The 25,970-nt window shown below is 61.9% G+C and carries 25 protein-coding genes and 1 pseudogene; 7 read left to right on the top strand and 19 right to left on the bottom strand.

Translation table 11 applies throughout. From position 1 onward, the window contains the following. Position 1: 1 nt before the first annotated feature. Positions 2-238 carry a hypothetical protein gene (locus tag ACM6I6_RS23855; protein ID WP_414920790.1) on the bottom strand — a complete coding sequence of 79 codons (237 nt, stop codon included), beginning with the start codon at positions 236-238 and terminating at the stop codon, positions 2-4. 64 nt (positions 239-302) lie between these two features. Between ACM6I6_RS23855 and ACM6I6_RS23850 the strand changes: the two genes are divergently transcribed. The 3 genes from ACM6I6_RS23850 to ACM6I6_RS23840 all read left to right on the top strand — a co-directional run bounded on the left by ACM6I6_RS23850 (position 303) and on the right by ACM6I6_RS23840 (position 3,031). After that, complete coding sequence (locus ACM6I6_RS23850; RefSeq protein WP_274073141.1) at positions 303-992, top strand: crotonase/enoyl-CoA hydratase family protein; 690 nt, start codon at positions 303-305, stop codon at positions 990-992. Positions 993-1,196: 204 nt separating this feature from the next. Further along, entirely contained in the window at positions 1,197-1,919 is a 723-nt protein-coding gene (locus ACM6I6_RS23845) for a lysophospholipid acyltransferase family protein (RefSeq protein WP_274073140.1), read from the top strand. A 140-nt stretch (positions 1,920-2,059) separates the two neighbouring features. Continuing rightward, entirely contained in the window at positions 2,060-3,031 is a 972-nt protein-coding gene (locus ACM6I6_RS23840) for a magnesium and cobalt transport protein CorA (protein WP_274073139.1), read from the top strand. A 95-nt stretch (positions 3,032-3,126) separates the two neighbouring features. On the opposite strand, the gene ACM6I6_RS23835 is transcribed toward ACM6I6_RS23840, so the two are convergent. The 3 genes from ACM6I6_RS23835 to ACM6I6_RS23825 form a co-directional block, all read right to left on the bottom strand. Then, complete coding sequence (locus ACM6I6_RS23835) at positions 3,127-3,849, bottom strand: amidotransferase (RefSeq protein ID WP_274073138.1); 723 nt, start codon at positions 3,847-3,849, stop codon at positions 3,127-3,129. A gap of 93 nt (positions 3,850-3,942) precedes the next feature. Continuing rightward, the gene (locus ACM6I6_RS23830) at positions 3,943-6,087 is read right to left on the bottom strand and encodes a 3-hydroxyacyl-CoA dehydrogenase NAD-binding domain-containing protein (protein WP_323607078.1); all 2,145 of its coding nucleotides are present in this window, start codon (positions 6,085-6,087) and stop codon (positions 3,943-3,945) included. A 24-nt stretch (positions 6,088-6,111) separates the two neighbouring features. Continuing rightward, entirely contained in the window at positions 6,112-7,317 is a 1,206-nt protein-coding gene (locus ACM6I6_RS23825; RefSeq protein WP_323607077.1) for an acetyl-CoA C-acetyltransferase, read from the bottom strand. Between the two features lie 596 nt (positions 7,318-7,913). On the opposite strand from ACM6I6_RS23825, the gene ACM6I6_RS23820 reads away from it, so the two are divergent. Continuing rightward, the gene (locus ACM6I6_RS23820; RefSeq protein WP_406591560.1) at positions 7,914-8,735 is read left to right on the top strand and encodes a c-type cytochrome; all 822 of its coding nucleotides are present in this window, start codon (positions 7,914-7,916) and stop codon (positions 8,733-8,735) included. Positions 8,736-8,847: 112 nt separating this feature from the next. Here ACM6I6_RS23820 and ACM6I6_RS23815 read toward each other — a convergent pair whose 3' ends face one another. The 7 genes from ACM6I6_RS23815 to ACM6I6_RS23785 all read right to left on the bottom strand — a co-directional run bounded on the left by ACM6I6_RS23815 (position 8,848) and on the right by ACM6I6_RS23785 (position 14,019). After that, positions 8,848-9,657 (bottom strand): transglutaminase family protein, encoded by an 810-nt coding sequence (locus ACM6I6_RS23815; protein ID WP_323607075.1) that lies wholly within the window; start codon positions 9,655-9,657, stop codon positions 8,848-8,850. After that, positions 9,654-10,604 carry an alpha-E domain-containing protein gene (locus ACM6I6_RS23810; RefSeq protein WP_274073133.1) on the bottom strand — a complete coding sequence of 317 codons (951 nt, stop codon included), beginning with the start codon at positions 10,602-10,604 and terminating at the stop codon, positions 9,654-9,656. Before ACM6I6_RS23810 ends, ACM6I6_RS23815 begins: the two co-directional genes overlap by 4 nt. A 12-nt stretch (positions 10,605-10,616) precedes the next feature. Beyond that, entirely contained in the window at positions 10,617-12,026 is a 1,410-nt protein-coding gene (locus ACM6I6_RS23805; protein ID WP_408598085.1) for a circularly permuted type 2 ATP-grasp protein, read from the bottom strand. 302 nt (positions 12,027-12,328) lie between these two features. Further along, a complete protein-coding gene (locus ACM6I6_RS23800) occupies positions 12,329-12,673 on the bottom strand; it encodes a ribonuclease E inhibitor RraB (protein WP_007971898.1) in 345 nt (114 codons plus the stop codon). A gap of 220 nt (positions 12,674-12,893) precedes the next feature. Beyond that, positions 12,894-13,127, bottom strand: coding sequence for a hypothetical protein (locus tag ACM6I6_RS23795; RefSeq protein WP_274073131.1), 234 nt, complete (start codon positions 13,125-13,127; stop codon positions 12,894-12,896). Between the two features lie 87 nt (positions 13,128-13,214). Next, positions 13,215-13,406, bottom strand: coding sequence for a PLDc N-terminal domain-containing protein (locus ACM6I6_RS23790; protein ID WP_008061810.1), 192 nt, complete (start codon positions 13,404-13,406; stop codon positions 13,215-13,217). A gap of 82 nt (positions 13,407-13,488) precedes the next feature. After that, positions 13,489-14,019, bottom strand: a complete 531-nt coding sequence (locus ACM6I6_RS23785) for a hypothetical protein (protein WP_274073130.1) — start codon at positions 14,017-14,019, stop codon at positions 13,489-13,491. Between the two features lie 177 nt (positions 14,020-14,196). Here ACM6I6_RS23785 and ACM6I6_RS23780 point away from each other — a divergent pair, with 177 nt between their 5' ends. Together ACM6I6_RS23780 and ACM6I6_RS23775 are read left to right on the top strand one after the other, a co-directional pair. Further along, positions 14,197-15,678, top strand: coding sequence for a methyl-accepting chemotaxis protein (locus ACM6I6_RS23780; protein ID WP_414920789.1), 1,482 nt, complete (start codon positions 14,197-14,199; stop codon positions 15,676-15,678). A gap of 120 nt (positions 15,679-15,798) precedes the next feature. Then, on the top strand, positions 15,799-16,164 hold the full coding sequence (locus ACM6I6_RS23775; protein WP_323607071.1) for an Mpo1-like protein: 366 nt from the start codon (positions 15,799-15,801) through the stop codon (positions 16,162-16,164). A 13-nt stretch (positions 16,165-16,177) separates the two neighbouring features. Here ACM6I6_RS23775 and ACM6I6_RS23770 read toward each other — a convergent pair whose 3' ends face one another. The 3 genes from ACM6I6_RS23770 to ACM6I6_RS23760 form a co-directional block, all read right to left on the bottom strand. Next, positions 16,178-16,975, bottom strand: coding sequence for an acyl-CoA thioesterase (locus ACM6I6_RS23770; protein WP_414920788.1), 798 nt, complete (start codon positions 16,973-16,975; stop codon positions 16,178-16,180). 224 nt (positions 16,976-17,199) lie between these two features. Next, positions 17,200-17,958 carry a CHAD domain-containing protein gene (locus ACM6I6_RS23765; RefSeq protein WP_274073126.1) on the bottom strand — a complete coding sequence of 253 codons (759 nt, stop codon included), beginning with the start codon at positions 17,956-17,958 and terminating at the stop codon, positions 17,200-17,202. Positions 17,959-18,048: 90 nt separating this feature from the next. Continuing rightward, complete coding sequence (locus ACM6I6_RS23760) at positions 18,049-18,327, bottom strand: hypothetical protein (protein ID WP_008061821.1); 279 nt, start codon at positions 18,325-18,327, stop codon at positions 18,049-18,051. 218 nt (positions 18,328-18,545) lie between these two features. Between ACM6I6_RS23760 and ACM6I6_RS23755 the strand changes: the two genes are divergently transcribed. Then, positions 18,546-19,586: a patatin-like phospholipase family protein gene (locus ACM6I6_RS23755; protein WP_274073125.1), complete on the top strand. Its 1,041-nt coding sequence runs from the start codon at positions 18,546-18,548 to the stop codon at positions 19,584-19,586. 115 nt (positions 19,587-19,701) lie between these two features. Here ACM6I6_RS23755 and ACM6I6_RS23750 read toward each other — a convergent pair whose 3' ends face one another. From ACM6I6_RS23750 to kdpB, 5 genes and pseudogenes are all read right to left on the bottom strand, one after another. Then, complete coding sequence (locus ACM6I6_RS23750) at positions 19,702-20,400, bottom strand: response regulator (protein ID WP_323607069.1); 699 nt, start codon at positions 20,398-20,400, stop codon at positions 19,702-19,704. 48 nt (positions 20,401-20,448) lie between these two features. Next, positions 20,449-23,100 carry a sensor histidine kinase KdpD gene (locus ACM6I6_RS23745; protein WP_323607068.1) on the bottom strand — a complete coding sequence of 884 codons (2,652 nt, stop codon included), beginning with the start codon at positions 23,098-23,100 and terminating at the stop codon, positions 20,449-20,451. A 121-nt stretch (positions 23,101-23,221) separates the two neighbouring features. Continuing rightward, on the bottom strand, positions 23,222-23,767 hold the full coding sequence (gene kdpC, locus ACM6I6_RS23740; RefSeq protein ID WP_323607067.1) for a potassium-transporting ATPase subunit KdpC: 546 nt from the start codon (positions 23,765-23,767) through the stop codon (positions 23,222-23,224). Between the two features lie 17 nt (positions 23,768-23,784). Continuing rightward, positions 23,785-23,874, bottom strand: a pseudogene (locus ACM6I6_RS23735) (outer membrane lipoprotein carrier protein LolA); the annotation flags it as partial. Between the two features lie 36 nt (positions 23,875-23,910). Continuing rightward, the gene (kdpB, locus tag ACM6I6_RS23730) at positions 23,911-25,968 is read right to left on the bottom strand and encodes a potassium-transporting ATPase subunit KdpB (RefSeq protein ID WP_274073122.1); all 2,058 of its coding nucleotides are present in this window, start codon (positions 25,966-25,968) and stop codon (positions 23,911-23,913) included. Positions 25,969-25,970 lie beyond the last annotated feature (2 nt).

The raw sequence follows: 25,970 nt of genomic DNA, 5'->3' as shown, positions 1-25,970 counted from the left end.
TTCAAACATGTTCTGTCTGTCGAGGCGCGCTAATGTAGTCGAAAGCTTTTCTGTTGGCAAACATTTTTTTGAGAATTTTCATGCGCTTAAGGCGCTTGGGTGTTTTTGGTTGCCCAGGGTAATGGCAAACCGGCCAATCTCCGGCCTGGCACCCCACCTCTATATAGCAGGCGATACGCAGCAGGCGTGCCGGGTGACGCTGGCCGAGCGGGTAAAGGGTGACTGGCGAGTCAGTCATGGCGCTTTACCTTGCCGATGGTGGTGAGTAACTTCTGCCCTACTTTATTGAAAGGATTAGCGTCATGAGTGAGTTGATTACCTACCACCTCGAAGACGGTATCGCGACCCTGACCTTGAGCAACGGCAAGGTCAATGCCATCTCTCCGGACGTGATTGCGGCGTTCAACGCTGCGCTGGATCAGGCGGTGACTGATCGCGCGGTGGTGATCATTACCGGTCAGCCCGGGATTCTGTCGGGCGGGTACGATCTGAAGGTGATGACCTCCGGCCCCAAGGAAGCGGTGTCGCTGGTGACATCCGGCTCGACGCTGGCCCGTCGCCTGTTGTCGCACCCCTTCCCCGTCGTCGTCGCCTGCCCTGGGCATGCGGTCGCCAAGGGTGCGTTTCTGCTGCTGTCGGCGGATTACCGCCTGGGTGTCGATGGCCCCTTCAGCATTGGCCTGAACGAAGTGCAGATCGGCATGACCATGCACCACGCCGGTATCGAGATTGCCCGCGATCGCCTGGGCAAATCGGCCTTCCAGCGTTCCGTGGTCAACGGTGAGATGTTCAACCCGCAAAGCGCCGTGGCTGCCGGTTACCTGGACGTCGTGGTCGCGGCCGAAGAACTGCAAGGCGCGGCGCTGGCGGCGGCTCGCCAGTTGAAGAAAATCAACATGATTGCCCACAAGAACACCAAGTTGAAAGTGCGCAAGGCGCTGCTGGAAGCGCTGGACAACGCGATCATTCTGGATCAGGAACATATGGGCTGAGCCCGATGTTGCAGTAACCCAGGAGCCCGACCGTTGTGTCGGGCTTTTGCGTTGAAAACGCTGGGAGCGCTCTAGGACAAGTCTGACCCGTCAGTCGGAAACATGTACTCAAACATCGTCTATCTCCCGCCTCAATAGTGGCAATTGCCGAAAACAGTGCACATCCGTACACTGCGCCACCTTTTGTCCCGGTGGGGCCTGCAAATGCTCTTTGCTTTACGTATGTCATTGATGGCCCTGCACTTTATCGTGGCGGGCGTGCTGGGCGTGGTGCTAGGCCTGTGTCGCCCGTTCAATCCGGACAACAGCCGCCTGTGCGCGCGCCTCTATGCGTGGCCGGCGATGTGCATCTTGCGCCTGCGGGTAAAAGCCGACGTCGGGCCATTGATGGATAAACCCGACAGCTGCGTGATCATTGCCAACCATCAGTCCAACTACGATTTGTTCGTGTTTGGCAATGTAGTACCCCGCCGTACGGTGTGCATCGGTAAAAAGAGCCTGAAATGGGTGCCATTGTTCGGTCAGTTGTTCTGGCTGGCCGGCAATGTGCTGATCGACCGTGGCAATGCGCACAAGGCGCGTCAGTCGATGTTGACCACCACCCATACCCTGCAAAACGAAGACACTTCGATCTGGGTTTTCCCGGAGGGCACACGCAATCTGGGCGAAGAGCTGTTGCCGTTCAAAAAAGGCGCTTTCCAGATGGCCATCGCGGCGGGGGTGCCAATCGTCCCGGTGTGTGTCAGCAGTTACGTCAAACACATGCGATTGAACCGCTGGCGCAGTGGGAAAATTCTGATCCGTTCCTTGCCGGCCATTCCTACTGCGGGATTGAGCCTGGATGACATGCCCATGTTGATCGCCCAGTGCCGCGAGCAGATGCGCGAGTGCATCGATTCGATGGATCGGCAGCTGCAGGCTGCTTGAAAATGCAGCACGTCCAGTCGATAAACCCAACGACTGGACGGGCGCCTTCGCCGGCAAGCCGGGCTCCTACAAGATTTCACTGACTCCCGGTAGCAGACAAGGCTAAGCTGAACGCTGCCAAGAAGAAGTGAATCAACATCATGGGTAGAGTTGTTGCTGCTGCCGTTTACAGCGCTGGTAAGAAAGTCACCAATATCACCCTCGACGAAGGCGCCGCCTGGGCTGCGAAGCCGGGGCACTTCGTCTGGATCGGCCTCGAAGAGCCGAATGAAGAGGAACTGTACAACCTGCAACGCCAGTTCAACCTGCATGAACTGGCCATTGAAGACGCCCTGGAAAAACACAGCCGCCCGAAGCTGGAAACCTTTGGCGATGCGCTGTTCATCGTCACGTATTCGCCCATCATGGAAGATGGCAAACTCAAATTCATCGAGACGCATATCTTTGCCGGCAACGGCTACATCATTACCGCGCGTAACGGTCATTCGGCGTCCTACGCCTATGTAAGGCAGCGTTGTGAGGCGCGTCCGTTGTTGCTGGAGCACGGGGAAGATTTCGTACTCTATGCCATCCTCGACTTCGTCATTGAAAACTACCAGCCGATGGGCGAAGCCATCCATGCGCAGATCGACGAGCTGGAACGCAACGTCATGTGCAGCTCACTGAACGAGCGCGACATTCAAAAACTCCACAGCCTGCGCCGCGATGTATTGCGCTTGCGCCGGTTCGCGGCGCCGATGGTGGAGATCGGTGAAGAACTGCAAAAGCTGAGCTTCCCATTCATCGACAAGAACATGCGCCCGTACTTTCGCGATGTGCAGATTCATGTGACGCGGCAGATGGAAGACCTGACGACCCTGGCGGACATTGCCAGCCAGACCATCGAGGTCGGGGTCTTGCTCGAGGCCTCACGCCAGAGCGTAGTGCAACGCAAGTTCGCGGCCTGGGCGGCCATCCTGGCGTTCCCGACGGCGGTGGCGGGGATCTACGGGATGAACTTCCAGAACATGCCGGAGTTGACCTGGCATTACGGATATTTCGGGGTTCTGGGATTTATTGCGGTGGGGTGTGTGGGGTTGTGGGCGAGCTTCAAGAAGTCGGGGTGGTTGTAGGCGAGACCGAGGCGTTCGTGAGAATCGCTGTAGGAACTGGCTTGCCAGCGAAGGCGACCGGCCTGACACACCGCGTTCGCCGGCAAGCCAGGCTCCTACACGGTTTCCGGCTTGTGCGCCACAAAACGCATCATCCACTCGGCGACGGTCGTGCCGTGGTGCTCATGCTCCAGGCTGGCCATGCCTTTGGAATAAATCTGCTCGCCCAGCGCCTGCTGGCGAATTTCCAGCAGGGCCCGGGAATAGTCGTGGATGAATTCCGGATGCCCCTGGAAGCACAGCACCTGATCGTTGATGTGGTAGGCGGCGAACGGGCAGAAATCGCTGGAGGCGATGACCGTGGCGTTTTCCGGTAGCGAGGTAACCTGGTCCTGGTGACTGATCAACAGGGTCAGCTCTTCGCGCACCGGACTCATCCAGGGCGCCTTGGCGGCCAGTTTGTAATTATGGGTGCCAACGCCCCAGCCCTGGGTCGCACGTTCGCTTTTGCCGCCCAGCAGCAGCGCCAGCAACTGGTGGCCGAAGCACACGCCCAGCAGCTTGTCGCCGCGCTCGTAGCGCTTGAGCAAGTAGGCCCTGAGGGTTTCGATCCACGGGTCGGTGCCAAAGGAATCGGCCTTGCTGCCGGTCACAAGGTAGGCGTCGAACGTCAGGTCATCGCCGGGATACTCGCCCTGCATCACGTTATAGACGGTGAAATCGGCGGCGATGGGTTGCTGCGAAAACAGGTGTTTGAACATCTGCCCGTAGCCCTGATATTGGTCAACCAATTCCGGACGCAGGATGTCGGTTTCCAGAATGCAGATGCGTAACGACATAAAAAATACCTGACACATGATGGGAATAATGCACACCCCAGAGCCTGCCTTGAACACCGTGACAAGGCAAGCCCCGCAGTGTGTCACCTATCCCTAAAACGCCTCCCCTTTGGCGGCTTTCTCCAGTAGCAGCGCGGGCGGTGCAAAGCGCTCGCCGTATTGCCCGGCCAGATACTGGGCGCGGGCGACGAAGTCCTGGACCCCGTACTGATTGATGAACTGCAGTGCACCGCCGGTCCAGGCGGCGAAGCCGATGCCGAAGATCGAGCCCACATTGGCGTCCGCCGTCGAGGTCAGTACGCCTTCTTCCACACAGCGCACGGTCTCGATGGCTTGCACGAACAGCAGGCGATCGCGCACATCCTTTGGCGAAATCTGCCCGTCGGCCTTTTCGAAGCGGGTTTTCAGTTCCGGCCATAGATGTTTTTGGCCACCCGCCGGGTATTCATAAAAACCACCCCCGGCGGCCTTGCCCGGACGCTTGTACTCGTTGAGCAGCAAGTCGATCACGGCGTAGGCCGGGTGTTCGATCAGCGCCTTGCCTTCTGCCTGCAAGTCTTTGGCGGTTTGCTGGCGGATATGGCTCATGAGGCTGAGGGAAACTTCGTCGGAGATCGCCAATGGCCCGACCGGCATGCCGGCCTTGCGCGCCTCGGTCTCGATCATCGCCGCGCAAACCCCTTCACCCAGCATGGCAATGCCTTCATTGGTGAAGGTGCCGAACACCCGAGAGGTGAAGAAACCGCGACTGTCGTTGACCACGATCGGGGTTTTCCGGATCTGCAGGACGTAATCGAATCCCCGAGCCAGGGTTTCGTCGCTGGTGCTGGCGCCCTTGATGATTTCCACCAAGGGCATTTTTTCCACGGGGCTGAAGAAATGCAGGCCGATGAACTTGCCTGGGTCCGGCACCGCCGTGGCCAGGCCACTGATCGGCAGGGTCGAAGTGTTGGAGGCAATCACCGCATCCGCACCCACCACTTGTTGCGCGGCCAATGTGACCTTGGCCTTCAACTCACGGTCCTCGAACACCGCTTCGATGATCAGGTCGCAACCCGCCAGTTCGGCATCGTTGTCGCTGGTATGGATGCGCGCCAGCACGGCTTCACGCTGCTCGGCGCTGATCTGCCGGCGTGCCACCTTCTTGTCCAGCAACGCCGCCGAGTGCGCCTTGCCCTTCTCGGCCGCCGCCAGGTTGATGTCCTTGAGCACCACATCGATACCGGCCGACGCGCTGACAAAAGCGATGCCCGCCCCCATCATCCCGGCGCCGAGCACCCCGACTTTTTTCGTCACATAAGGCGCGAAACCTTGAGGCCGCGAACCGCCGGCATTGATTTCGTTGAGCTGGAACCAGAAGGTGCCGATCAGGTTTTTCGACACCTGGCCGGTGGTCAGCTCGGTGAAGTAACGGGTTTCGATCAAGTGCGCCGTGTCGAAATCCACCTGGGCGCCCTCCACCGCGGCGCAGAGGATTTTCTCCGGCGCGGGCAGTGTGCCCTGGGTTTTGCTGCGCAGGATCGACGGCGCAATCGCCAGCATTTGCGCGACTTTCGGGTTCGCCGGTGTGCCACCGGGAATCTGATGGCCCTTCACGTCCCAGGGCTGAACCGCCGCCGGGTTGGCAATGATCCAACTGCGCGCCTTGCTCAGCAGTGCCTCGCGATCCACCGCCAGTTCATCGATCAAGCCCGCCTGCAAGGCCTGCTGCGGGCGAATCTTCTTACCTTCGAGCAGGTACGGCAGGGCCTTTTCAATGCCCAGCATACGCACCATGCGCACCACCCCGCCGCCACCCGGCAGCAGGCCGAGGGTCACTTCCGGCAGGCCGAGTTGCACCGAGGGATCGTCCAGCGCGATGCGGTGATGGCAGGCCAGGCAGATTTCCCAGCCACCGCCCAACGCCGCGCCATTGATCGCGGCGACCACGGGTTTACCGAGGGTTTCCAGGGTGCGCAGTTGGCCCTTGAGCGTGAGCACCCTGTCAAAAAAAGCCTTGGCCTGGGGTTTGCCGACCTTGATCAGCTCATTGAGGTCGCCGCCGGCAAAAAAGGTTTTCTTGGCCGAGGTGATGATCACCCCCGCGATGTCGTCCTTGTCGGCCACCAGGCGGGCGACACACTCGGCCATGGCCTCGCGGTAGACCGCATTCATGGTATTGGCGCTCTGGCCCGGCATGTCGACGGTCAGGAGGACGATCCGGTCCTGGCCCTTTTCGTAACGAATGGCTTGGTTCATAGACAGGTTCCTTGAAGTCCGGGTTCAGAGGCGTTCGATGATGGTGGCAATGCCCATGCCGCCGCCGACACACAGGGTCGCCAGGCCATAACGCAGGTGCCGGGCTTGCAGCTCATCGAGCAGCGTGCCGAGAATGGCGCAGCCTGTTGCGCCCAACGGGTGGCCCATGGCAATGGAACCGCCGTTGACATTGACCTTGTCCGGTTCGATGGCCATGTCCTTGATGAACTTCAACACCACCGAGGCAAACGCTTCGTTGACCTCGAACAGGTCAATGTCTTCGACCCGCAGCCCGGCCTTGGCCAACGCCTTGCGGGTGGCCGGCGCGGGGCCGGTGAGCATCAGTGTCGGGTCGGTGCTGGTGACCGCCGTGGCGACGATCCGCGCCCGTGGCTGCAGGCTCAACGCCAGGCCCTTGGCTTCGGAGCCGATCAACATCAACGCCGCGCCATCGACGATTCCGGAACTGTTGCCGGGGGTGTGGACATGATTGATCCGCTCCACCTGGCTGTAGACCCGCAGCGCGGTGGCGTCGAAACCCATTTGTCCGATCATTTCGAAACTAGGCTTGAGCTTGCCCAGGCCTTCCAGGGTCGATTCGGCGCGGATGAATTCATCATGATCGAGCAGGATGATGCCGTTCTGGTCCTGCACCGGCACCAATGACTGTTTGAACGAGCCATCGGCCCGCGCCCGCGCGGCTTTCTGTTGCGAGTGCAGCGCATAGGCATCGACGTCCTGACGGCTGAAGCCTTCAAGCGTGGCGATCAGATCGGCGCTCACACCCTGGGGAATGAAATGGCCGTGAAGGTTGGTTGCCGGGTCCAGCGCCCACGCCCCGCCGTCGCTGCCCATGGGGACTCGCGACATCGACTCGACGCCGCCGACCACCACCAGGTCTTCGAAACCGGAACGGACTTTCATCGCCCCCAGGTTCACCGCCTCCAGCCCCGAGGCGCAGAAACGATTGATCTGCACACCGGCCACGCTGACGTCCCAATCCGCCACCTGGACCGCGGTCTTGGCGATGTCGGAGCCTTGATCGCCAATGGGCGTCACGCAACCGAGCACCACGTCATCGACCTGGCTGGTATCCAGGTCGGTTCGCTGTTGCAGCGCCGTGAGCAACCCGGCCACCAGGCTCACCGGCTTGACGCCATGCAAGGCACCGTTGGCCTTGCCTTTGCCACGGGGCGTACGTAACGCGTCGAAAATGAAAGCTTGGGTCATGACGTCCTCGAACCGCAATGCAGGTGAGAAAAATACAGCCCTCACTGTTGGCCCATGGCGTCATGGATTCAATGACCGCAGCGCTCACTGGCATTGACGCTCACGCTCAGACGGACGGTCATCCCGCAGCCGGTGAACCGGTTCAGGACACGCAGGTGTCTAGCAAAAGGCCGCCCAAGAAGCTGGCAATAGGCCTCATGCCTTTTTAATAGCATCTTGTGAGAACACCATACTAAATGGATCTAAACCAAGCGTGACGCGGGCTCTAAGGTGAAGGTGTACGAAGTTGTCGTCGGGTTTTGCCGAGGCGCTCGTCCTACAGGAAGTGCAGCGTTTGCCGTCAGGAGATGTGCAGGCAGGCATCAGGAAATAACAAAAAAAAGGCGGTCAGCCATGTTCAAACAATCGAAAGTTCGTCAAGCCGGGCTCATTCTTTTCGCCACCACTCTGTTGTTGATTTTGCCGAACCTGACCAAGGTGATCGGATAGTCGTTCTTTGGAAAACGGCGCCAGATGTTTTATCGCCAAGTAAAAACGTAACTGGCTTCCTTCCCGGGCCAGCGTGGCTGTGCCAACCTTTGCGGCACTTCCACGACATGGATGGCGATCATTTGAAAACGCTCATTGTGTTCGGGGCCCTGCTGCTCAGCACGCCTCTTCATGCCGCACAGCTGAACCTGGAGCTGGGCGCGAACAGTCGCACGTGGCAAACCGAGGAGCTGCTCAAGCACCCTCAGGTGCAGACCATCAACATCAGCAATGACGTGTCCTACAAGCGTGACATGGCCTACCGCGCCGTGCCGCTGGCCGCGCTATTGACCGACATCAAGCCTGACGACCACCTGCAAGCCGTGGCGCTGGACGGCTTTGCCGCCGAGCTGGCGGCCGCCCCGCTGCTCAACACCCAGGGCGCGCGTGCCTGGCTGGCGATCGAAGACCCCGCCAAGCCATGGCCACCGCTGGCGGAAGGCAAGCACAGCGCCGGGCCGTTTTACCTGGTCTGGACCGATCCGCGGGCAGGCAACATCAGCCCGGAACAATGGCCGTTCGAGGTCGCCAGCATCAAGCGCATGGCCCCCGTGGCCGAGCGCTTCCCTGCCCTGCTGCCGGATCCTGCGCTGAAGGCCGATGATCCGGTCAACCAGGGTTTTGCGCTGTTCCAGAAAAACTGCCTGGCGTGCCATCGCTTGAATGGCGCCGGGGATGCGCAGTTCGGCCCGGACCTGAATATTCCCTTCAACCCCACCGAGTATTTCGGCGCGGATTTCCTCAAGCGCTATATCCGCGACCCGCAGAGTTTGCGCCAGTGGCCCCAGGCGAAGATGCCGGGGTTCTCGGCCGAGGTGTTGCCGGATGAAGATCTGGGGATGCTGGTGGGGTATTTGCAGCATATGGTCGGGCGCAAGGTTAATCCCTGAACATGCCCCCCCCCTTGTAGGAGCTGCCGCAGGCTGCGATCTTTTGATCTTGAAAAATCAACGTCAAAAGATCGCAGCCTGCGGCAGCTCCTACAGTGAGCGAACCAGCGAATTACTGCTGTTGCACGGAAATTACCGGCATCGGCGTCGGCGATACGAATACCTTCGCATGCATCTGCTCACACCCACCCCCGCGGCGCATGCCGCGCACCGGGCAGGCGTCCAGGTAATCCAGGCCCACCGCCAGTTTCAGGTGCCGCTCCGGTCGCGCCAGTTCATTGGTCACATCGAAGCTGTACCAGGCGTCATCCAGCCAGGCTTCGGCCCAGGCATGGCTGGCCAGGTGTTCGCTGTTTTCGCTGTACAGGTACCCCGACACATAACGCGACGGGATGCCCAGGCTGCGCGCGCAGGCGAGGAATGCGTGGGTGTGGTCCTGGCACACGCCCGAACGCCCGGCGAAAGCCTGCGCGGCGCTGGTGTCCACTTCGGTGGCGCCCGGTGTGTAGGTCATGTGCTGGTTCAGGCCGTGCATCAAGTCGATCAGCGCCGTGCGATCGCGGCGCTGCTTGCACGCCTTGTCGGCGAAGGCGCGCAGTGCCTGATCGGCCTCGGTCAGCCGGGTGAAACGCAGGAACGGCAAGGCCGACTGGCTCTCGTGCTCGGCCTCGCGCAGCTCGTCGATGTCGACCTGGCCACGGGCGCCGATGATGATCGCCTCGTGGGGCTCGTCCATGGTCAGCACATGCAGGATGTTGCCGAACGGATCAAGCTGCGCGCGCACTGGCCGCGGCAGATCCAGCTGCCAGCTGAGCACGTGCTGGCGCTCGCTGTCGTGGGGGGTCAGCCGCAGGTACTGGATGCTCGCCCGCACCTGATCCTCGTAGTGATAGGTGGTCTCGTGGCTTATGGAAAGTCTCATGCAGCCTCCAGGTAGGAACTGTGAATGGCATTGCCCAGCTGGCGCACCAGCGGGATGAACTCGGTGAGCCAGGCATGCAGGCCTTCGTCGAGAATTTCGCTGATGCCGGTGTAGCGCAATCGCGCATCGATCTCCGCCGCCAGGCGCTGTGCCGGGCGGCCGTTGGCCCCCGGAAGCTGGGCGAGGATCTGGTCGATTTCTTCGGTGCAGGCGCGCAACGAGCGCGGCACATCGGCGCGCAGCAGCAGCAACTCGGCCACATGCCGCGCACCGGGCGCGTCACGGTAGATCTCGGTGTACGCCTCGAAGGAGGACAACGCGCGCAGTAACGCACTCCACTGGTAATAGGCGTGAGCCGTGCCATCGCTGACCGCTTCGGCCTGATCGCCGGCCATTTCGTAGCGGGCATCGAGCAGGCGCAATGTGTTGTCGGCGCGTTCGATGAACGTCCCCAGGCGAATGAAGCGGAACGCGTCATTGCGCATGATGGTGCCGTAGGACGCACCACGGAACAGGTGGGAACGCTCCTTGATCCACTCGCAGAAACGGCTCATGCCGTAGCGGCTCAGGCCCTGTTGGGCAATGCCGCGAATCTCCAGCCAGGTGGCGTTGATGTTTTCCCACATGTCGGCGGTGATGCGCCCACGCACTGCATGGGCACTGGCCCGCGCCGCGCCGAGGCAACTGTAGATGCTCGCCGGGTTCTCCGCGTCCAGGGCAAAGAAATGCAACAGCCGTTCGGCATGCAGCGCGCCGTGGCGTTCGAGGTAATCATCCAGGGTGCCGGTGATCAGCAGCGGCATGGCCAGTTCGTGCAGGCCGTCGCCCCGGCCATCCTGCGGCATCAGCGACAGCGAATAACTGATGTCGAGCATCCGTGCGAGGTTTTCCGCCCGCTCCAGGTAACGCGACATCCAATACAAATCCGAGGCAGTTCTACTTAACATGTCAGGCTTCCTTCATTCCTCGACCACCCAGGTGTCCTTGGTTCCGCCGCCCTGGGAGGAGTTCACCACCAGGGAGCCTTCGCGCAGGGCGACACGGGTCAAACCGCCGGGTACGACCCGGGTTTCGCGGCCAGACAATACAAACGGACGCAAGTCGATGTGGCGTGGTGCGATGCCGCTTTCGACAAAGGTCGGACAGGTCGACAAAGACAGCGTCGGCTGCGCGATGTAGGCATGGGGCTTGGCGATGATGCGCGCGCGGAAGGCTTCGATTTCCGCTGCGGTGGCCGCCGGCCCCACCAGCATTCCGTAGCCGCCGGAGCCCTGGGTCTCCTTGACCACCAGCTCTGGAAGATTGGCCAGAACGTGGGAAAGTTCAGATGGATTACGACACTGCCACGTGGGCACGTTCTTCAGGATCGGCTCTTCGTCCAGATAGAAACGGATCATGTCGGTGACGAACGGATACACCGATTTGTCGTCCGCCACCCCGGTACCGATGGCGTTCGCCAACACGACATTGCCGGAACGATAGGACGACAACAGCCCCGGCACGCCCAGCATCGAATCGGGATTGAACGCCAGCGGGTCGAGGAACGCATCGTCGAGACGGCGGTAGATCACGTCGACGGCCTTGGGTCCGTCGGTGGTGCGCATGAACACCTTGTCGTCGCGCACGAACAGATCCGCGCCCTCCACCAGCTCGACGCCCATTTCCCGCGCCAGGAACGCATGCTCGAAGAATGCGCTGTTGAAGCGCCCCGGTGTCAGCACCACGACACTCGGGTTATCGATCGGGCTGGAGCTTTTCAGGGTGTCGAGCAACAGGTTCGGGTAATGGTCGATCGGGGCGATGCGCTGGGCCGCAAACAGCTCGGGGAACAGGCGCATCATCATCTTGCGGTCTTCGAGCATGTAGCTGACGCCGCTGGGTGTCCGCAGGTTGTCTTCGAGCACGTAGTAGGTGCCGTCACCGTCGCGCACCAGGTCGACGCCGGAAATGTGCGAATAGATATCCCGGTGCAGGTCGAGCCCCTGCATGGCCAACTGGTATTGCTCGTTGGCCAGCACCTGCTCGGCGGGAATGATCCCGGCCTTGATGATGCGTTGCTCGTGGTAGAGGTCGGCGAGGAACATGTTCAGCGCCTTGACCCGCTGGATGCAGCCGCGCTCGACCACCCGCCATTCACTGGCGGGGATGCTGCGCGGGATGGTGTCGAAGGGAATCAGGCGCTCTGTCCCCTGCTCATCACCGTAGAGCGTGAAGGTAATCCCGGCGCGATGAAACAACAGATCGGCCTCGCGTCGCCGTTGTGCCAGAAGCTCGTCAGGCGTTTCGGCCAGCCAACGGGCAAACTCCCGATAATGCGGGCGGACCTGGCCACCGGCATCGTACATTTCATCAAAATAGGTGCGGATCATGCCGTACTCCTTGTCACCCGGACATCCAGGCCTTCGCAAGGCCCGTGCCATCGGCAGAAACGCTTAGATTTCAATCGGTTGGATATTCACTACGCGAGCACCGCACCAATCCTGTGCGGCAAATGCCCCAACCTGACTGCCCCCGCTTCATTGCAAGGCGTTGTTGTCGCCCATCACTAGCATAGTCTGTAGGAGCCGGCTTGCCGGGCTCCTGCAAAGCCGTGTGGAATTTCCCATCGGCACAAACGAAAACGGCCAACCCGAAGGTCAGCCGTCATTGCCGAGTGTCACTGTTCATAAGATTATGCGAGTCGCCCTCGTACCTCCTGTTTCACACCCCAGCCTTCGATGATACCGCCCAGAGGCTCTACCACTGCCTCGAAACCCTGTTCAAAATCGCCGATGTCGTCGTAGGTCGCATACATGACCTTGCACAACTCCAGCGCCCAGGCGCCATCGTCGCGCACACTGACTTGCGCATCCAGGGATTCACCACGGTGGAAATGTCCTGCCGCCCTGCGTGCCCGCTCCTCGTCCGGGAAAATGGCGTAGAACTCGATGGGATGGAACCGGGAAAAGTCGAAACCGCCTTCTTTCATGCGGCGCAGCACACTGCTGCTGATGTCTTCTTGATAGGCTGTGCTCATGAAACGTCCTCCTCAAACTGATGGATAGACTTTCCGTACTCCCTGGGTGCGCGACCCAGAGGGTACGCACGAATCGACAACCAGATGTCGATGGGAAACAAGCATGGAGCTGACAAGACCAGACCTTAGCGATCCATTCGCTGATCTCGATTGCAGAGTAGCCCCAAGATAGAGGCGCTGCCAAGGCCTGGTTTTACAGCAGTCAAGGACAAGAAGTGGTTCAGATGGGGGTAATGCTGCGGATTTCGATACTGTTCTGGGTTTTCAGGTTTTTTACGCCTGCATCGCTGGTTCGCCCCTCCAGATCATTCAGATCCAGTTCGGCGGCCACAGGAAGGAGCCGTTCCTTGATGAGTCTGGCGGCCTGCTCGTGATTCGGGCACTCCTCGCACTCGAAGACTTCGTCGATTACTTCACCATGATCATCCACGAAAGTGACTTTCCACTTTTGCATCGGTGCCTCCTCGATAAAACCCATGAATGGGCCTACATCTATCTCGACCTTGGACGCCGGGCAAATGTTCCGGCGAGTGTTCTTTCGTCAGACGCGTACATTTCCTCGCGGCCCTGCGATGGCCCAGATGATCAGGCCCAGAACCGGCAGCAACAGGATCAACAGCACCCAGAAGATCTTCATCCCGGTCTCGGCGCCGCTTTTGAGCACGTTGATGATTGCCCAGATGTCCAAGGCAAGAATGATCAGGCCAACCAGGCTATTGAACGTGGAACCCATGATGACGCTCCCGAAGAGTGGTATGCCCTCATAGGATAGCCGGCCCTGACCAGGGTTCCTTTTTTTTGACAGCTTTACCGATTCAGACGTGGATCGCCACTTTCAAGGCTTCCAGCGAGGGGGCGGCGGCGATGCCGACTTCGGCGCACAGCTCCAGTACCCGTGGCACGGCATTGCCGTAGACCAGGACCACTTGCAGTTCATCATCCAGCAACTGGCTGAAGTTCATCAGCGTGTAACCGCCGTTTTCCTTGTTCAGGCTGCTCATCTGCACCTGGATGCGATTGAGCGCGGTCAGGGCTTCGGTCTTGGCCAGCTGCTTGGGTTTGAGATTGAACTCCACCCCCGGGCCGAACGAGGCAACGATCTGGGCAAACAGGTCCATGTAGGTGTCGGCCTGGAACAGCACGGTCTCGGGCAGGCTGCCAACGACCACCCACTCACCCAGCGGGATCGGGAAAGTATCGTCGTAGTTGATGTCCGGGTTGGCGCTCAGGAAAGCCGCTGGATCAGCGTAGGCCTGGGCCGCTTCGTCGGCGACTTTCTCGATTTCGTCATCGCCCATGCACCCGGAGCTGATGTTGCTGATGAGTTCGATGAGTGCGGCTTTCATGGAGGCGGATCCTGTAGCAAGTAAATTTCTGGGCGCGAAGGATAGCGCATTACGCCCGGCGATGGCGGCGAGCAAACATTGCTCGTGATCTTGACCCACATCAAGCGATCAGCCTACGAGTAGCGGCACAATAATGGCACCTTGCCAAAACTGTTTCCGCTATCAGAGAAGACCTCCATGGGTGCCTGGCTTAGCAACATCTCGTTGAAGTACAAATTCTGGGCGGTCAATGCGGTCGCCTTCGTCACCACGCTGCTGCTGGTGTTTTATGCCGTGCACCTCGAGCAACAGGCCCGCAGGCATGCCGCCCAGGCATCGGCCCAGGCTCAGGCGCGACTGCTCGCAGACTGGCCTGCCGGGCAGCCGCTGCCCAGGGCCGAGCATCTGCTGACTTTCGATCAGGGCCAGGCACCGATGCTCAACGGCCAGCCGCTGCAGGCACTGGCCGATGCCAACGGCTGGGTCGAGCTCAATGCGCTGCCGTATGTCGGTGACAACCTGCCGATCGGCGCCGAAGTCTTCACCCGCGTTGATGGTCAGCGGGTCGCGCTGATTGCCCATGGCCCAAGCCTGGCCCAGGTGTTTGGCGAGCGTTTCGCCAACTATGCGGTGGCGGTGTTCATCCTGATGCTGGCGATGCTTGGCGCCTCACAGTTGTTGATCCGTTTTTTGCTCAGCCAGCTCAATACCTTGAAGGACGTGATGCTGCACGTCGAAAAAACCGGCGACCTGTCGGCCCGCGTCCCGCTGACCTGCAGCGACGAAGTCGGGCAGATGGCCAACGCTTTCAACGCCATGCAGGCCGGTTACCAACGCGTGGTCGGCACCGTCGCCAGCACGGTCCGGCAACTGGACGACGGTGCCGCACGCCTGGCCTCGAGCATGAATGAAGTGCGTCACGGCATGCTGGGCCAGCAGAGCGAAACCGATCAGGCGGCGACGGCCATCAATGAAATGACCGCTACCGTCTATCACATCGCCCAGCACGCCGGTGCCACCCGCGACCTGTCGCAATCGGCCGACACCCTGGCCGGCAGCGGCCAGGAAGTGGTGATGCGCGTGCAGCGATCGATTGCCGGGCTGTCGACCGGGGTGCAGCAGACCGCCGAGATGATCCAGCGCCTGGCCGAGGACAGTCAGAAGATCAACGGGGTGGTCAATGTGATTCACAGCATTGCCGAGCAGACCAATCTGCTGGCGCTGAACGCGGCGATCGAAGCGGCCCGGGCCGGTGAAATGGGCCGTGGCTTTGCGGTGGTCGCCGATGAAGTGCGCAACCTGGCCAAGCGTGTGCAAACCTCCACCGATGAAATCACCGTGATGGTGTCCGCGTTGCAATCAGGCACTCGCGATGCGGTGGACTTCATGCAGGAGAGTTCATTCAAGGCCGACGAATGCGTACAGCAGGCGCAGGAGGCTGGGGCCGCGTTGGCGCAGATCACCGGGGCGGTGGCGCAGATGCGCGAAAGCAACACCCAGATCGCCGTGGCGGCCGAGCAACAGAGCCAGGTGGCCGAAGAGATGAACCGCGCGGTGGTGAGCATTCGCGATGTGACCGAGAACACGGTGCGCCAGACTGTCAGTTCGGCAACCACCAGTGATGAGCTGGCGGCGTTGGCCGGTCAGTTGAGCAAGGCGATCGGGCAGCTCAAGCTGTAACGGCCAACATCGAGAATGCCCATGATCGCTATCGCTTCGATAGCCAAGCTTGATTCGCCGCCTGCAATGACCGGGCCTATCCTTGATTCATCAGTTCAACATGGATCGAGGATCAGCATCATGGGTAAACGTCACCCCAACCTTCCCGCCTGGCAATGGCGTGCCTACCCGAACAATCACCAGCACCCGACCAACCTGGTGCTGCACCTGATCGCCGTGCCGTTGTTCATCGTCGCGTTCCTGCTGATCGTCACCGGGGTGTTCGGCCTGAACCTGGCGAACTTCGCCATCGGCATCATCGGCGTGATCGCCGCACTGGGTTTGCAGCGTCACGGCCATACCCTGGAGCTGCAAGCCTCCGAGCCGTTCAGCGATCGCAAAGACGCGGTATCGCGCCTGCTGGTCGAGCAGTTCCTGACCTTCCCGCGATTTTTCCTCAGCGGCGGCTGGTGGCGCGCCTGGCGGGAGCGCCACCGTCGGCACTGATCAGGCGAATTGATCAGGCGAACACTGTCACCGTCTGCCGGCTCATGGCAATCAAACGCCCCTCCTCGTCCCACAGTTTCGCGGCGGCATGGCCGTAGCCGTCGGCGGCGTGTTCGGTTTCAACCAGGTATTTGCACCAGTCCAGAGTGCTGAGCGCCAGTAACGGCTGGACGAATTCGATGGTCCAGGTCAGCGTGCTGCCCATCGCCGGTTGCTTGAGGAACGGCATCAGGGCCGGTGGCCAGGCATCGACCAGCGCCAGGATATGCGCCTCGGTGACCGGCTCCTCCTTCACATCGCCGCGCAAGCGCACCCAGCCGCCCATCTGACGGGATGTACTGCCGGAAAACGGCAGCCCGCCAACACTCCAGCGCATTGCCAGATGCTGCATGAATTGCGGGACCACGCCCTCGATGAAAGGCAGTTCCTGGCAGTCCTCCCAATGCTTCATCTCTGGCGCCGGCTCTGCCTGTACCTTCACTTGCGATGGACGCGAGGCGCCGAAGCTGCCCTGGACCAGGGTCACCACCTGGCCCTTCTGCATCGCCCGGCCCAGCACCTGGCTGACGGCCTTGCCCTCGCGCAGTACATCGACTTCAAAACTGACCGGCACGTCGGGTTCGACCGGGCCGACAAAGGTGATCGCCAGCGAGCGCACCGGCCGGTCCGCCGGCACCTGGGCGCGCATGGCTTCGTATTGCAGAGCGGCCACCAGGCCGCCGAAGCTGGCGCGCCCTTGTGCCCATCCGGCCGGGATAGACAGTTCGCGTGGCTGACGGCGGACAGCGTCGAGCAGATCGCAAAAGCGCATGAAGACCTCAAGAAAAGGAAAAAGATGAGGGGATCTTAACCAGCTCACGGAGGCTGTACAGTGCCTATTCCGGTCAATTTGACTGACAGATGAGCCGTCTGTGCCCCTGTAGGAGCGAGCTTGCTCGCGATGGACTCAAGGACACCGCGTACATTCAGGATGAACGCGTTATCGTTAACGTTCATCGCGAGCAAGCTCGCTCCTACAAAGGGGCCGTGGGGGTTTCAGGATTTGAAACAGTCGGCGCTGAGCTTGTCCAGGACGCGGTCGGCGCGCTGTTCGGCCTTGGCCATGGTGGTTTGCCAAACGGCGACACAAGGCTGCAGATCCGCCTCCTGCTCGGCCATGGCCAGCCATTGCACACAGTCATGCCAGTCCCCCAGGGCCCCCTGGGCTGCTTTCAAGCGGGGCATGGCGGCCTTGGGCAGGCGATCCAGTTCGGGATAGGCGTCGATGCCGTAACGCACACGCTTGATCAGCAGGCGCAAACGATGACGGTCATGGGCGGGATCGTGCAGGGCGCTGTCGAGTTTCTTCCACTGCTTGTCCAGGCGTTTTTCAATGCGCTTGACGAGCCCCTTGAGCAACCCCTGGCGCTGGGCGGCGCGCAGGAATCGCGGGAAGGCATCGAGGATCATCAGCAGCTGCGCCAGCTCATTACTGGTCGCTACCGCGGGATAAGCCTTGGCCATTTGCGCCATGCGTCGCTGCGCGGCTTGCGGTTGATCGTGCTCCAGCAAGTAGGCCGCCATCACTTCACGATCGCGCAATGGCGTGGTCAAGTCACCAACTGCGGACGCCGCCACTTCCAGCTGCTCGACGCCGGGCAAGCCACGCAAGGGCCGCAATAGGCTGCGCAACCGGCGCATCGTGGTGCGCAAGTCGTGCAAGGCCTCAGGGTCGGTATGGGCACTCAAGCGTGCCTGACAGGCCAGCAGACGAATTTCCAGGCCCAGGACGCGGGCGACCAGCCGGTTGATCATGGGGTTTACTCCCTAAACAGCTGCAAGCTGCAAGTTATAAGCTGCAAGCGAACTCACTTGCAGCTTGCAGCTTATAACTTGTAGCTGCTTCTATCGCCCCGCGCGCGATTCACGAATATAGAAACGCGCCTTTTCGGCCTTTTTCGAGCAGCCCTCGAAGCCTTCGAATTGCTGCTGGGTCTTGGCCGCGGTCAGCAGCGACAACGCCTTGGAGTAGCTGACGGTACCGGCGAAGCCTTCGGCCTTGGCCAGGTCCAGCTCTCGCCACGCGGCATCGAGCTGGCTGCCGCAGCTGTCGCGATAGGCGGTTTTGCCGGCACAACCGGCCAGTGCCAGGGCAATCAGTGGCACACAGATCCAGGCTTTCATTTCTTACACCTCAAAGATAGGAAAACAGTCATGCAGGTAGGACGGTCTGGCGGGCAAAAAGTGCCGTCCATCGCCAACGCAAACCCTGCGGCGGGAGAATACCCATCAGCCGCCATGGAGTGTCGAAAAAACGACCCATTCGCGCGACCGAACGACCTGACGATTGAAGCGGGCCCCTTGAAGGGTGCATTGTTGAACCATTCAAACGAGGGCGATCAATGAAAAAGCGTGTCGCACTGGTGTTGGGCTCGGGTGGAGCCCGGGGCTATGCCCATATCGGCGTTATCCAGGAAATCGAACGGCGTGGCTACGATATCGCCTGTATCGCCGGTTGTTCCATGGGTGCGGTGGTCGGCGGGATCTACGCCGCCGGCAAACTCGATGATTATCGCGACTGGATCGAGAGCCTGGATTATCTCGACGTGCTGCGCCTGGTGGACGTCAGTTTTCGTCTGGGGGCGATCCGCGGGGAAAAGGTCTTCGGGCAGATCCGCAAGATCGTGGGTGAAATCAATATCGAAGACCTGCGCATCCCCTATACGGCGGTGGCCACCGACCTGACCAACCAGCAGGAAATCTGGTTCCAGGAAGGCTGCCTGCACCAGGCCATGCGTGCCTCGGCGGCCATTCCCAGCCTGTTTACGCCGGTGATGCAGGGCAATCGCATGCTGGTCGATGGCGGCATCCTCAACCCGTTGCCGATCGTGCCGGTGGTGTCGAGCCATTGCGACCTGATCATCGCGGTCAACCTCAACTCCACCAACCAGCGTCACTACCAGTTGCCGGTAATCCAGCGCCCGGCCGCGTTCAAGACCCGCTTCGACAGCCTGATCAATTCCCTGGGTTCGAAGATGCCGTTCCGGCGCAAGCAGGCCGAGCAATTGCTGCTGCTGGAGAAGGAAGCGCTGTTGGCCGAAGCGGCGGAGATCAACCCTTGGGTCGAGTCGGCCAAGCCTGACTCGCAACAACCGGCGGCCGCGCCCGAGCAGGACGGCGCGCCGAAATCGGCCACAGGGTCGTTCATCATCGACAACGTGGGGCCGGCGTCGCTGCTGGACTTGATCAACCAGAGTTTCGAGGTGATGCAGACCTCGTTGGCGCAATACAAGATTGCCGGGTATCCGCCGGACATCCTGATCAACGTGCCGAAGCGGGTGTGCCGGTTTTTCGAGTTCTACAAGGCGCCGGAGTTGATCGCGCTGGGGCGGGAGATTGCGCGCGATACTTTGGACCGGTATGAGAATGAGCGGGATTCCTGAGGTTCTTCGGTGAATGTGCGGACCTCTTCGCTGGCAAGCCAGCTCCTACAGAGGACGCTGAGATCCCTGTAGGAGCTGGCTTGCCAGCGAAGGGGCCCCCACAGGCAACACAAAATCAGAGACTACCCTCACTCAACAACCGATACCCCACCCCCGCCTCGGTCACGATGAACCTGGGCTGCGTCGGGTCATCCGCCAGTTTCTGGCGCAGGTGCCCAACCACGATCCGCAGGTAATGCGTGTCTTCGGTATGGGTCGGCCCCCAGATGTCCTTGAGCAATTGCTGCTGGGTGATAACCCGTCCGGGATGCCGTGCCAGTTGCGCCAGCACCGCGTACTCCTTGCGAGTCAACGCGACTTCGCTGCCATCGAGCAAGACCCGGCGATAGGCCAGGTCCACCATCAGCGGGCCGAAGGACAGCGCCGCTGGCTGGGTTTCGCCCACCGGGGCCTGGCGCAACAGCGCGCGAATCCGCGCCAGGAATTCCTGGATGCCGAACGGCTTGGTCACGTAGTCATTGGCGCCGCCATCCAGCGCCTCGACTTTCTGCCCTTCAGCGGCCCGCACCGAGAGCACCAGCACCGGCACCGTCGACCACTCGCGAAACTCGCGCAACACCTGTTGGCCGTCCATGTCCGGCAAGCCGAGGTCGAGCACCAGCAAGTCCGGCTTGTTCAAGGCCGCCTGCGCCAGGCCTTCGGTGCCGGTGCCGGCCTCCAGTACCTTGTAGCCTTGGGAAGCGAGGCTGATGCGCAGGAATTTGCGGATCTGCGGTTCGTCGTCGATGACCAAAATGGTCGCGGTCTGGCTCATGAATTCACGTCAACACAAAGAAGTGGCAAGAGAGTAGCGCACGCACGATCAGGCTTCACCCTCATATCCGGGCTGCGCCTGCAGCGGCAAGTGCAGGGTGATGCAGGTGCCGCGCCCTTCGATGCCGTCGGCGACGCTGATCCGCCCGCCATGGGCACCGACCATGCCCTGACAGATCGCCAGCCCCAGCCCGGTGCCCTGCCCGCCCCGGTCGCCACGGGCGGCGGTGTAGAACATGTCGAAAATCTTCGCCCGTTCGTCCTGCGGAATCCCCGGGCCTTCGTCGCTCACCGAGAAAAACAGCTCGGTGTCGTCCGCCCCGGCACGCAATTGCAGGCGCCCATGGGCGGGGGAAAACCGCGCGGCGTTTTCCAGCACGTTGACCAGCGCCTGTTCGATCAGCGCCGCATGCACGAACAGCAGCGGCAGCTCCCCCGGCACTTCAGTGCTGACCTGCAACGGCGCCAGCACCGCGCGCAGGCGATTGAGCGCACTGCCGACGATGTCCGCCGGTGACACCCAGTCACGCGCCAGCTTCAACGCGCCGTGACCGAGGCGGGTCATGTCCAGCAGGTTCTGTATGTAGCGATCGAGGCGTTCGGCTTCATCGCGGGTGCCTTCCAGCAGCTCGCGGCGATCCTCCAGTGGAATGGCCTCGCCGAGGGCCAGCAGGCTGTCGATGCTGCCGCGCATGGAGGTCAGTGGCGTGCGCAGATCGTGGGACACCGACGCCAGCAACGCACTGCGCAGTTGTTCGGTTTCGCCGTGCAACCGCGCGGCTTCCAGGTCATCGACCAATTGCGCGCGGGCCAGTGCCTGGGCCAGCGGCTGGCTCAATGCGGTCAACAGACGCCGACGCTGGCCGCTCAAGGTCTGGCCCTCTTTCGCACACACACCGAGCAGCGCCAGCGGACCGTCCTCCACCGACAAGGGCCACCACCACCAACGGCCGAACGGTAAAGTCCCGGTGCCCGCGCCCGCCGGTTGATCGTGCTGCCAGGCCCAATCGGCGGCGGCGCGTTCGGCTTCGGTGAATTCCAGCGGGCCACCGGTCTCGACTTTCCAGCCGCTCTGGCCATCGCGGTTGAGCAGGCACAGTTGCACATCGCTCCAGCCGTTGAGGTGCTGGGTCGCCGCGCTGACCACGGCCTGGCGGTCGGTGGCGGCGGTGAGTTTGCGCGACAGGTCGAGCAGTTCGCTGGTCTCTTCCTGGGTGTCACGCAGGGCCTGCAGTTGCCGGCGCTGGCGCGCCGCGAGGTTGCCGGTGAGGGCCGCCATCAGCAGGAAGAACAGCAAGGTCAGGACGTCTTCTTCGCGCTGGATGCTGAAGGAAAAATTCGGCGGAATGAACAAAAAATCGTAGGTCAGGAACGACAACGCCGCACAGGCCAGTGCCGGGCCCAGACTGCTGCGCACCGCCACCAGCAACACGGCGGCGAGGAACACCAGCGAGATGTTCGGCAACGGCAGCACGCTCGCCACCGCCCAGGCCAGGGCACTGGCCAACACCGTCGCCACCACGGCCAGGGCGTAGTCGAACCAGACCAGCGACTGCATTGAGCGCTGGCGTGGCTGATGCTGTTCATGCTCGGTGTCGAGCACGTTGATTTCCAGCCCGCGGGCATTGCGCAGCAAGCGCGCCGCCAGGCCGCCACCAAACAGGCGACGGCGCAGGCGCGGCCGCGACTGGGCTACCAGCACCAGGCTGGCGCGGCGCTCAGTGGCGTGCTGGATCAGGGTTTTCGCCACCTCGCCGGCCCGCAGCAGCACCACTTCACCGCCCAGGCGTTCAGCCAGTTGCTGGGCACTTTGCAGGTGCAGGCGCGACTGCTCGTCACGCAGGCTGCCGTTGTCCACATGCACCAGGCTCCACGGCAGATGCCGTCGCTGGGCGACCCGGCTGGCGTGACGCACCAGGCGCTCGGCCTGGGCATCGCCATCGACGCCGACCAGCAAGCGACCACGCACCGTGGGTGCCGCCTGCCCCATCTGGCGATAACCCTGGGTCAGGTCGTTGTCGACCTGGGCGGCGGCCGTTTGCATCGCCAGTTCGCGCAGGGCGGTGAGGTTGGTCTGGGAGAAAAACGCATCGATCGCCGCCCGCGCCTGCTCCGGCACGTAGACCTTGCCGTCGCGCAGGCGCTCGAGTAATTCCCGTGGCGGCAGGTCGATCAGCAGCAGTTCGTAGGCTTCCTGCAACACCCAGTCCGGCAGGGTTTCGCGCACCTGCACGCCGGTGATGCCGCGCACCTGATCATTGAGGCTTTCCAGGTGCTGGACGTTGACCGTGGTGTACACGTCGATGCCCGCGGCGAGCAGTTCCTGAATGTCCTGCCAGCGCTTTTCGTGTCGGCTGCCGGGGGCGTTGGTGTGGGCCAGTTCGTCCACCAGCACCAGCCTTGGCTTGGCCGCGAGCAGACCGTCGAGGTCCATTTCCTCGAGCTCCACGCCACGGTATGACGAGCGCACCAACGGCAGTTGCGGCAAGCCGCCGAGCAACGCTTCGGTCTCGGCGCGGCCATGGGTTTCGACCACGCCAGCAATGACTTTCACGCCCTGGCGCAGTTGGCTGTGGGCGGCTTGCAGCATGGCGTAGGTCTTGCCTACACCGGGCGCGGCGCCGAGGAACACCTTGAGCCGGCCACGGCCATCGCGGGGCAGGTCTGCTAACAGCGCGTCGGCGCGGCCGGAGTCGCTCATTTGTCTTTGCCTTGTTCGATTTCGGATTTGGGTGTGGCCTCAAAAGATCGCAGCCTGCGGCAGCTCCTATAGGGGATCGGCGGACACCTGTAGGAGCTGCCGAAGGCTGCGATCTTTTGATTTAGAGCTTTTCCAGCGCCTGATTCAACTCAAGCACATTCACCACGGGTGGGCCCACCAATGGCTGCTCGATGTGCGCATCCAACAGATTCTGCAGGGTCGCCACCGGCAGATTGCGCGCTGCCGCGACACGCGCCAGTTGATAGGCAATCGCGGCCGGTGGCAAGTGCGGATCGAGGCCGCTGCCGGAGGTGGTGAGCATTGCCAGCGGTACCGGCCCCTGCCCTGGGACCTGGAGTTTGTTGGCATCGTCGATCACCCGGGTGGCCAGGGCCGGGTTGCTCGGCGACAGGTTGCTGGCGCTGCTCGACACGGTGGCAAAGGCACCGGCCGATGGCCGTGGGTGGAACCAGGCGTCGCCGACGAAATCCTGGGCGATCAGCGTTGAGCCGCGAACCTTGCCGTCGGCATCGCGCACCAGGCTGCCATTGGCCTGGTCCGGGAAGGCGACCTGGGCCACGCCGGTGACCACCAGGGGATAGGCGACGCCGGTGATCAGGGTCATCAGGACCAGCAGGCTCAGGGCCGGGCGTATCATTGTGGACATTTCAAAATCCTCGAATTCACACAAAAACCTGTAGGAGCGAGCTTGCTCGCGAAGAACCGGAGGGCGCCGCGTTCATCCAGACGGAACGCGTCATCGTTAACGCCCATCGCTAGCAAGCTAGCTCCTACAGAGGGGATGTTGTTTCAAACCAGATGCAACGCCGTCAACAACATGTCGATCGCCTTGATTCCCACAAACGGCACGACAATCCCGCCAAGCCCATAGATCAGCAGATTGCGTCGCAACAACGCCGCCGCACTCGCCGCCTGCACCCGCACACCACGCAGCGCCAACGGAATCAGCACCACGATGATCAGGGCGTTGAACACGATCGCCGAGAGAATCGCGCTCTGCGGGCTGTGCAGCTGCATGACGTTCAACACGCCCAGTTGCGGGTAGATCGCGGCGAACAGGGCCGGCAGGATGGCGAAGTACTTGGCCACGTCGTTGGCGATGGAAAAGGTCGTCAGCGCGCCGCGGGTCACCAGCAGTTCCTTGCCGATCTGCACCACGTCCAGCAGCTTGGTCGGGTCGCTGTCGAGGTCGACCATGTTCGCCGCTTCGCGCGCCGCCTGGGTGCCGTCGTTCATCGCCATGCCCACGTCCGCCTGGGCCAGGGCCGGGGCGTCGTTGGCACCGTCGCCACACATGGCCACCAGGCGCCCGTCGTTTTGCTCGTGGCGGATGCGCGCCAGTTTTTTCTCCGGCGTGGCTTCGGCCAACACGTCGTCCACGCCCGCTTCAGCGGCAATCGCCGCGGCGGTCAGCGGGTTGTCGCCGGTGACCATGACCGTGCGGATCCCCAGTTTGCGCAGCTCGGCGAAACGCTCGCGGATGCCCGGCTTGACCACGTCCTTGAGGTGGATCGCGCCGAGCAGTTTGCCGTCGGCACAGACCAGCAACGGGGTGCCGCCGCTCTGGGCGATCTTGTCGATTTCACGGGACAGCGCCGGCGCCAGTTCAGCGCGCTTGAGGCCCACGAACGCCAGCAACGAATCCACCGCACCCTTGCGATACACGCGACCCTGATAGTCGACACCGGACAGGCGGGTTTCGGCGCTGAACGGCACGGCTGTCAGCAGTTCGGCGGACGGCTCGGCCTGCGGATGAAGGCCGCGCAAGTACTCGACGATGGACTTGCCTTCAGCGGTGTCGTCGGCCAGGGACGCGAACAACGCACCCTCGGCCAGTTCCTTGCTACTTACACCCGGCGCGGCATACACCGCCGAGCAACGACGGTTGCCGAAGGTGATGGTGCCGGTCTTGTCCAGCAGCAGGACGTGCACGTCCCCCGCTGCCTCCACGGCGCGACCGGACTTGGCGATCACGTTCAGGCGCACCAGGCGGTCCATGCCGGCGATACCGATGGCGGACAACAGGCCGCCGATGGTGGTCGGGATCAGCGTGACCAGCAAGGCCACCAGGAACACCAGCGGCAGGCTGCCATTGGCGAAGTGGGCGAACGGCTGCAGGGTAACCACCACCAGCAGGAAGATCAGGGTCAGGCCGATCAACAGGATGTCCAGCGCCACTTCGTTCGGGGTTTTCTGGCGCTTGGCGCCTTCGACCAGGGCGATCATGCGATCCAGGGTCGACTCGCCGGGATTGGCGGTGATCTTCACCAGCAGCCAGTCAGACACCAGGCGGGTGTTGCCGGTCACGGCCGAGCGGTCGCCACCGGACTCACGAATCACCGGCGCCGATTCACCGGTGATCGCCGCTTCGTTGACCGCCGCGATGCCTTCGATCACCTCGCCGTCGCCGGGGATCATCTCCCCCGCTTCGACGCGCACCACATCGCCTTTGCGCAGGTTGGCGGCTGGCACTACTTGAAAGCTGCCGTTGCTGGTCCTGCGTCGGGCGCTCAAGCCTTCGCTACCGGCCTTGAGGCTGTCGGCGCGGGCCTTGCCGCGACCTTCGGCCAGGGCCTCGGCGAAGTTGGCGAACAGCACGGTGAACCACAGCCACAGGGCAATCTGCGCGGCGACGAAGGTCGGCACCGCCGTGTCGGGAATGAAGCACAGCACGGTGGTCAGGATCGCCGTCAGTTCGACCACCAGCATCACCGGCGCACGCTGCAATTGCCGTGGGTCGAGCTTGACGAACGCTTGCACCAGCGCCGGGCGCCAGAGGGCCGAGATAGCGGTTTTTGGTTGTTCCGGCGCCTTGACGACGGCGGTTTTGCTTACAGGCATATTCATGA

This window comes from Pseudomonas sp. IT-P218, from assembly GCF_949767605.1.
GTDB classification, from domain to species: domain Bacteria; phylum Pseudomonadota; class Gammaproteobacteria; order Pseudomonadales; family Pseudomonadaceae; genus Aquipseudomonas; species Aquipseudomonas putida_AE.
Note: the sequence above shows the minus strand (reverse complement) of the source record. Positions and strands in the feature narration are given on the sequence as shown.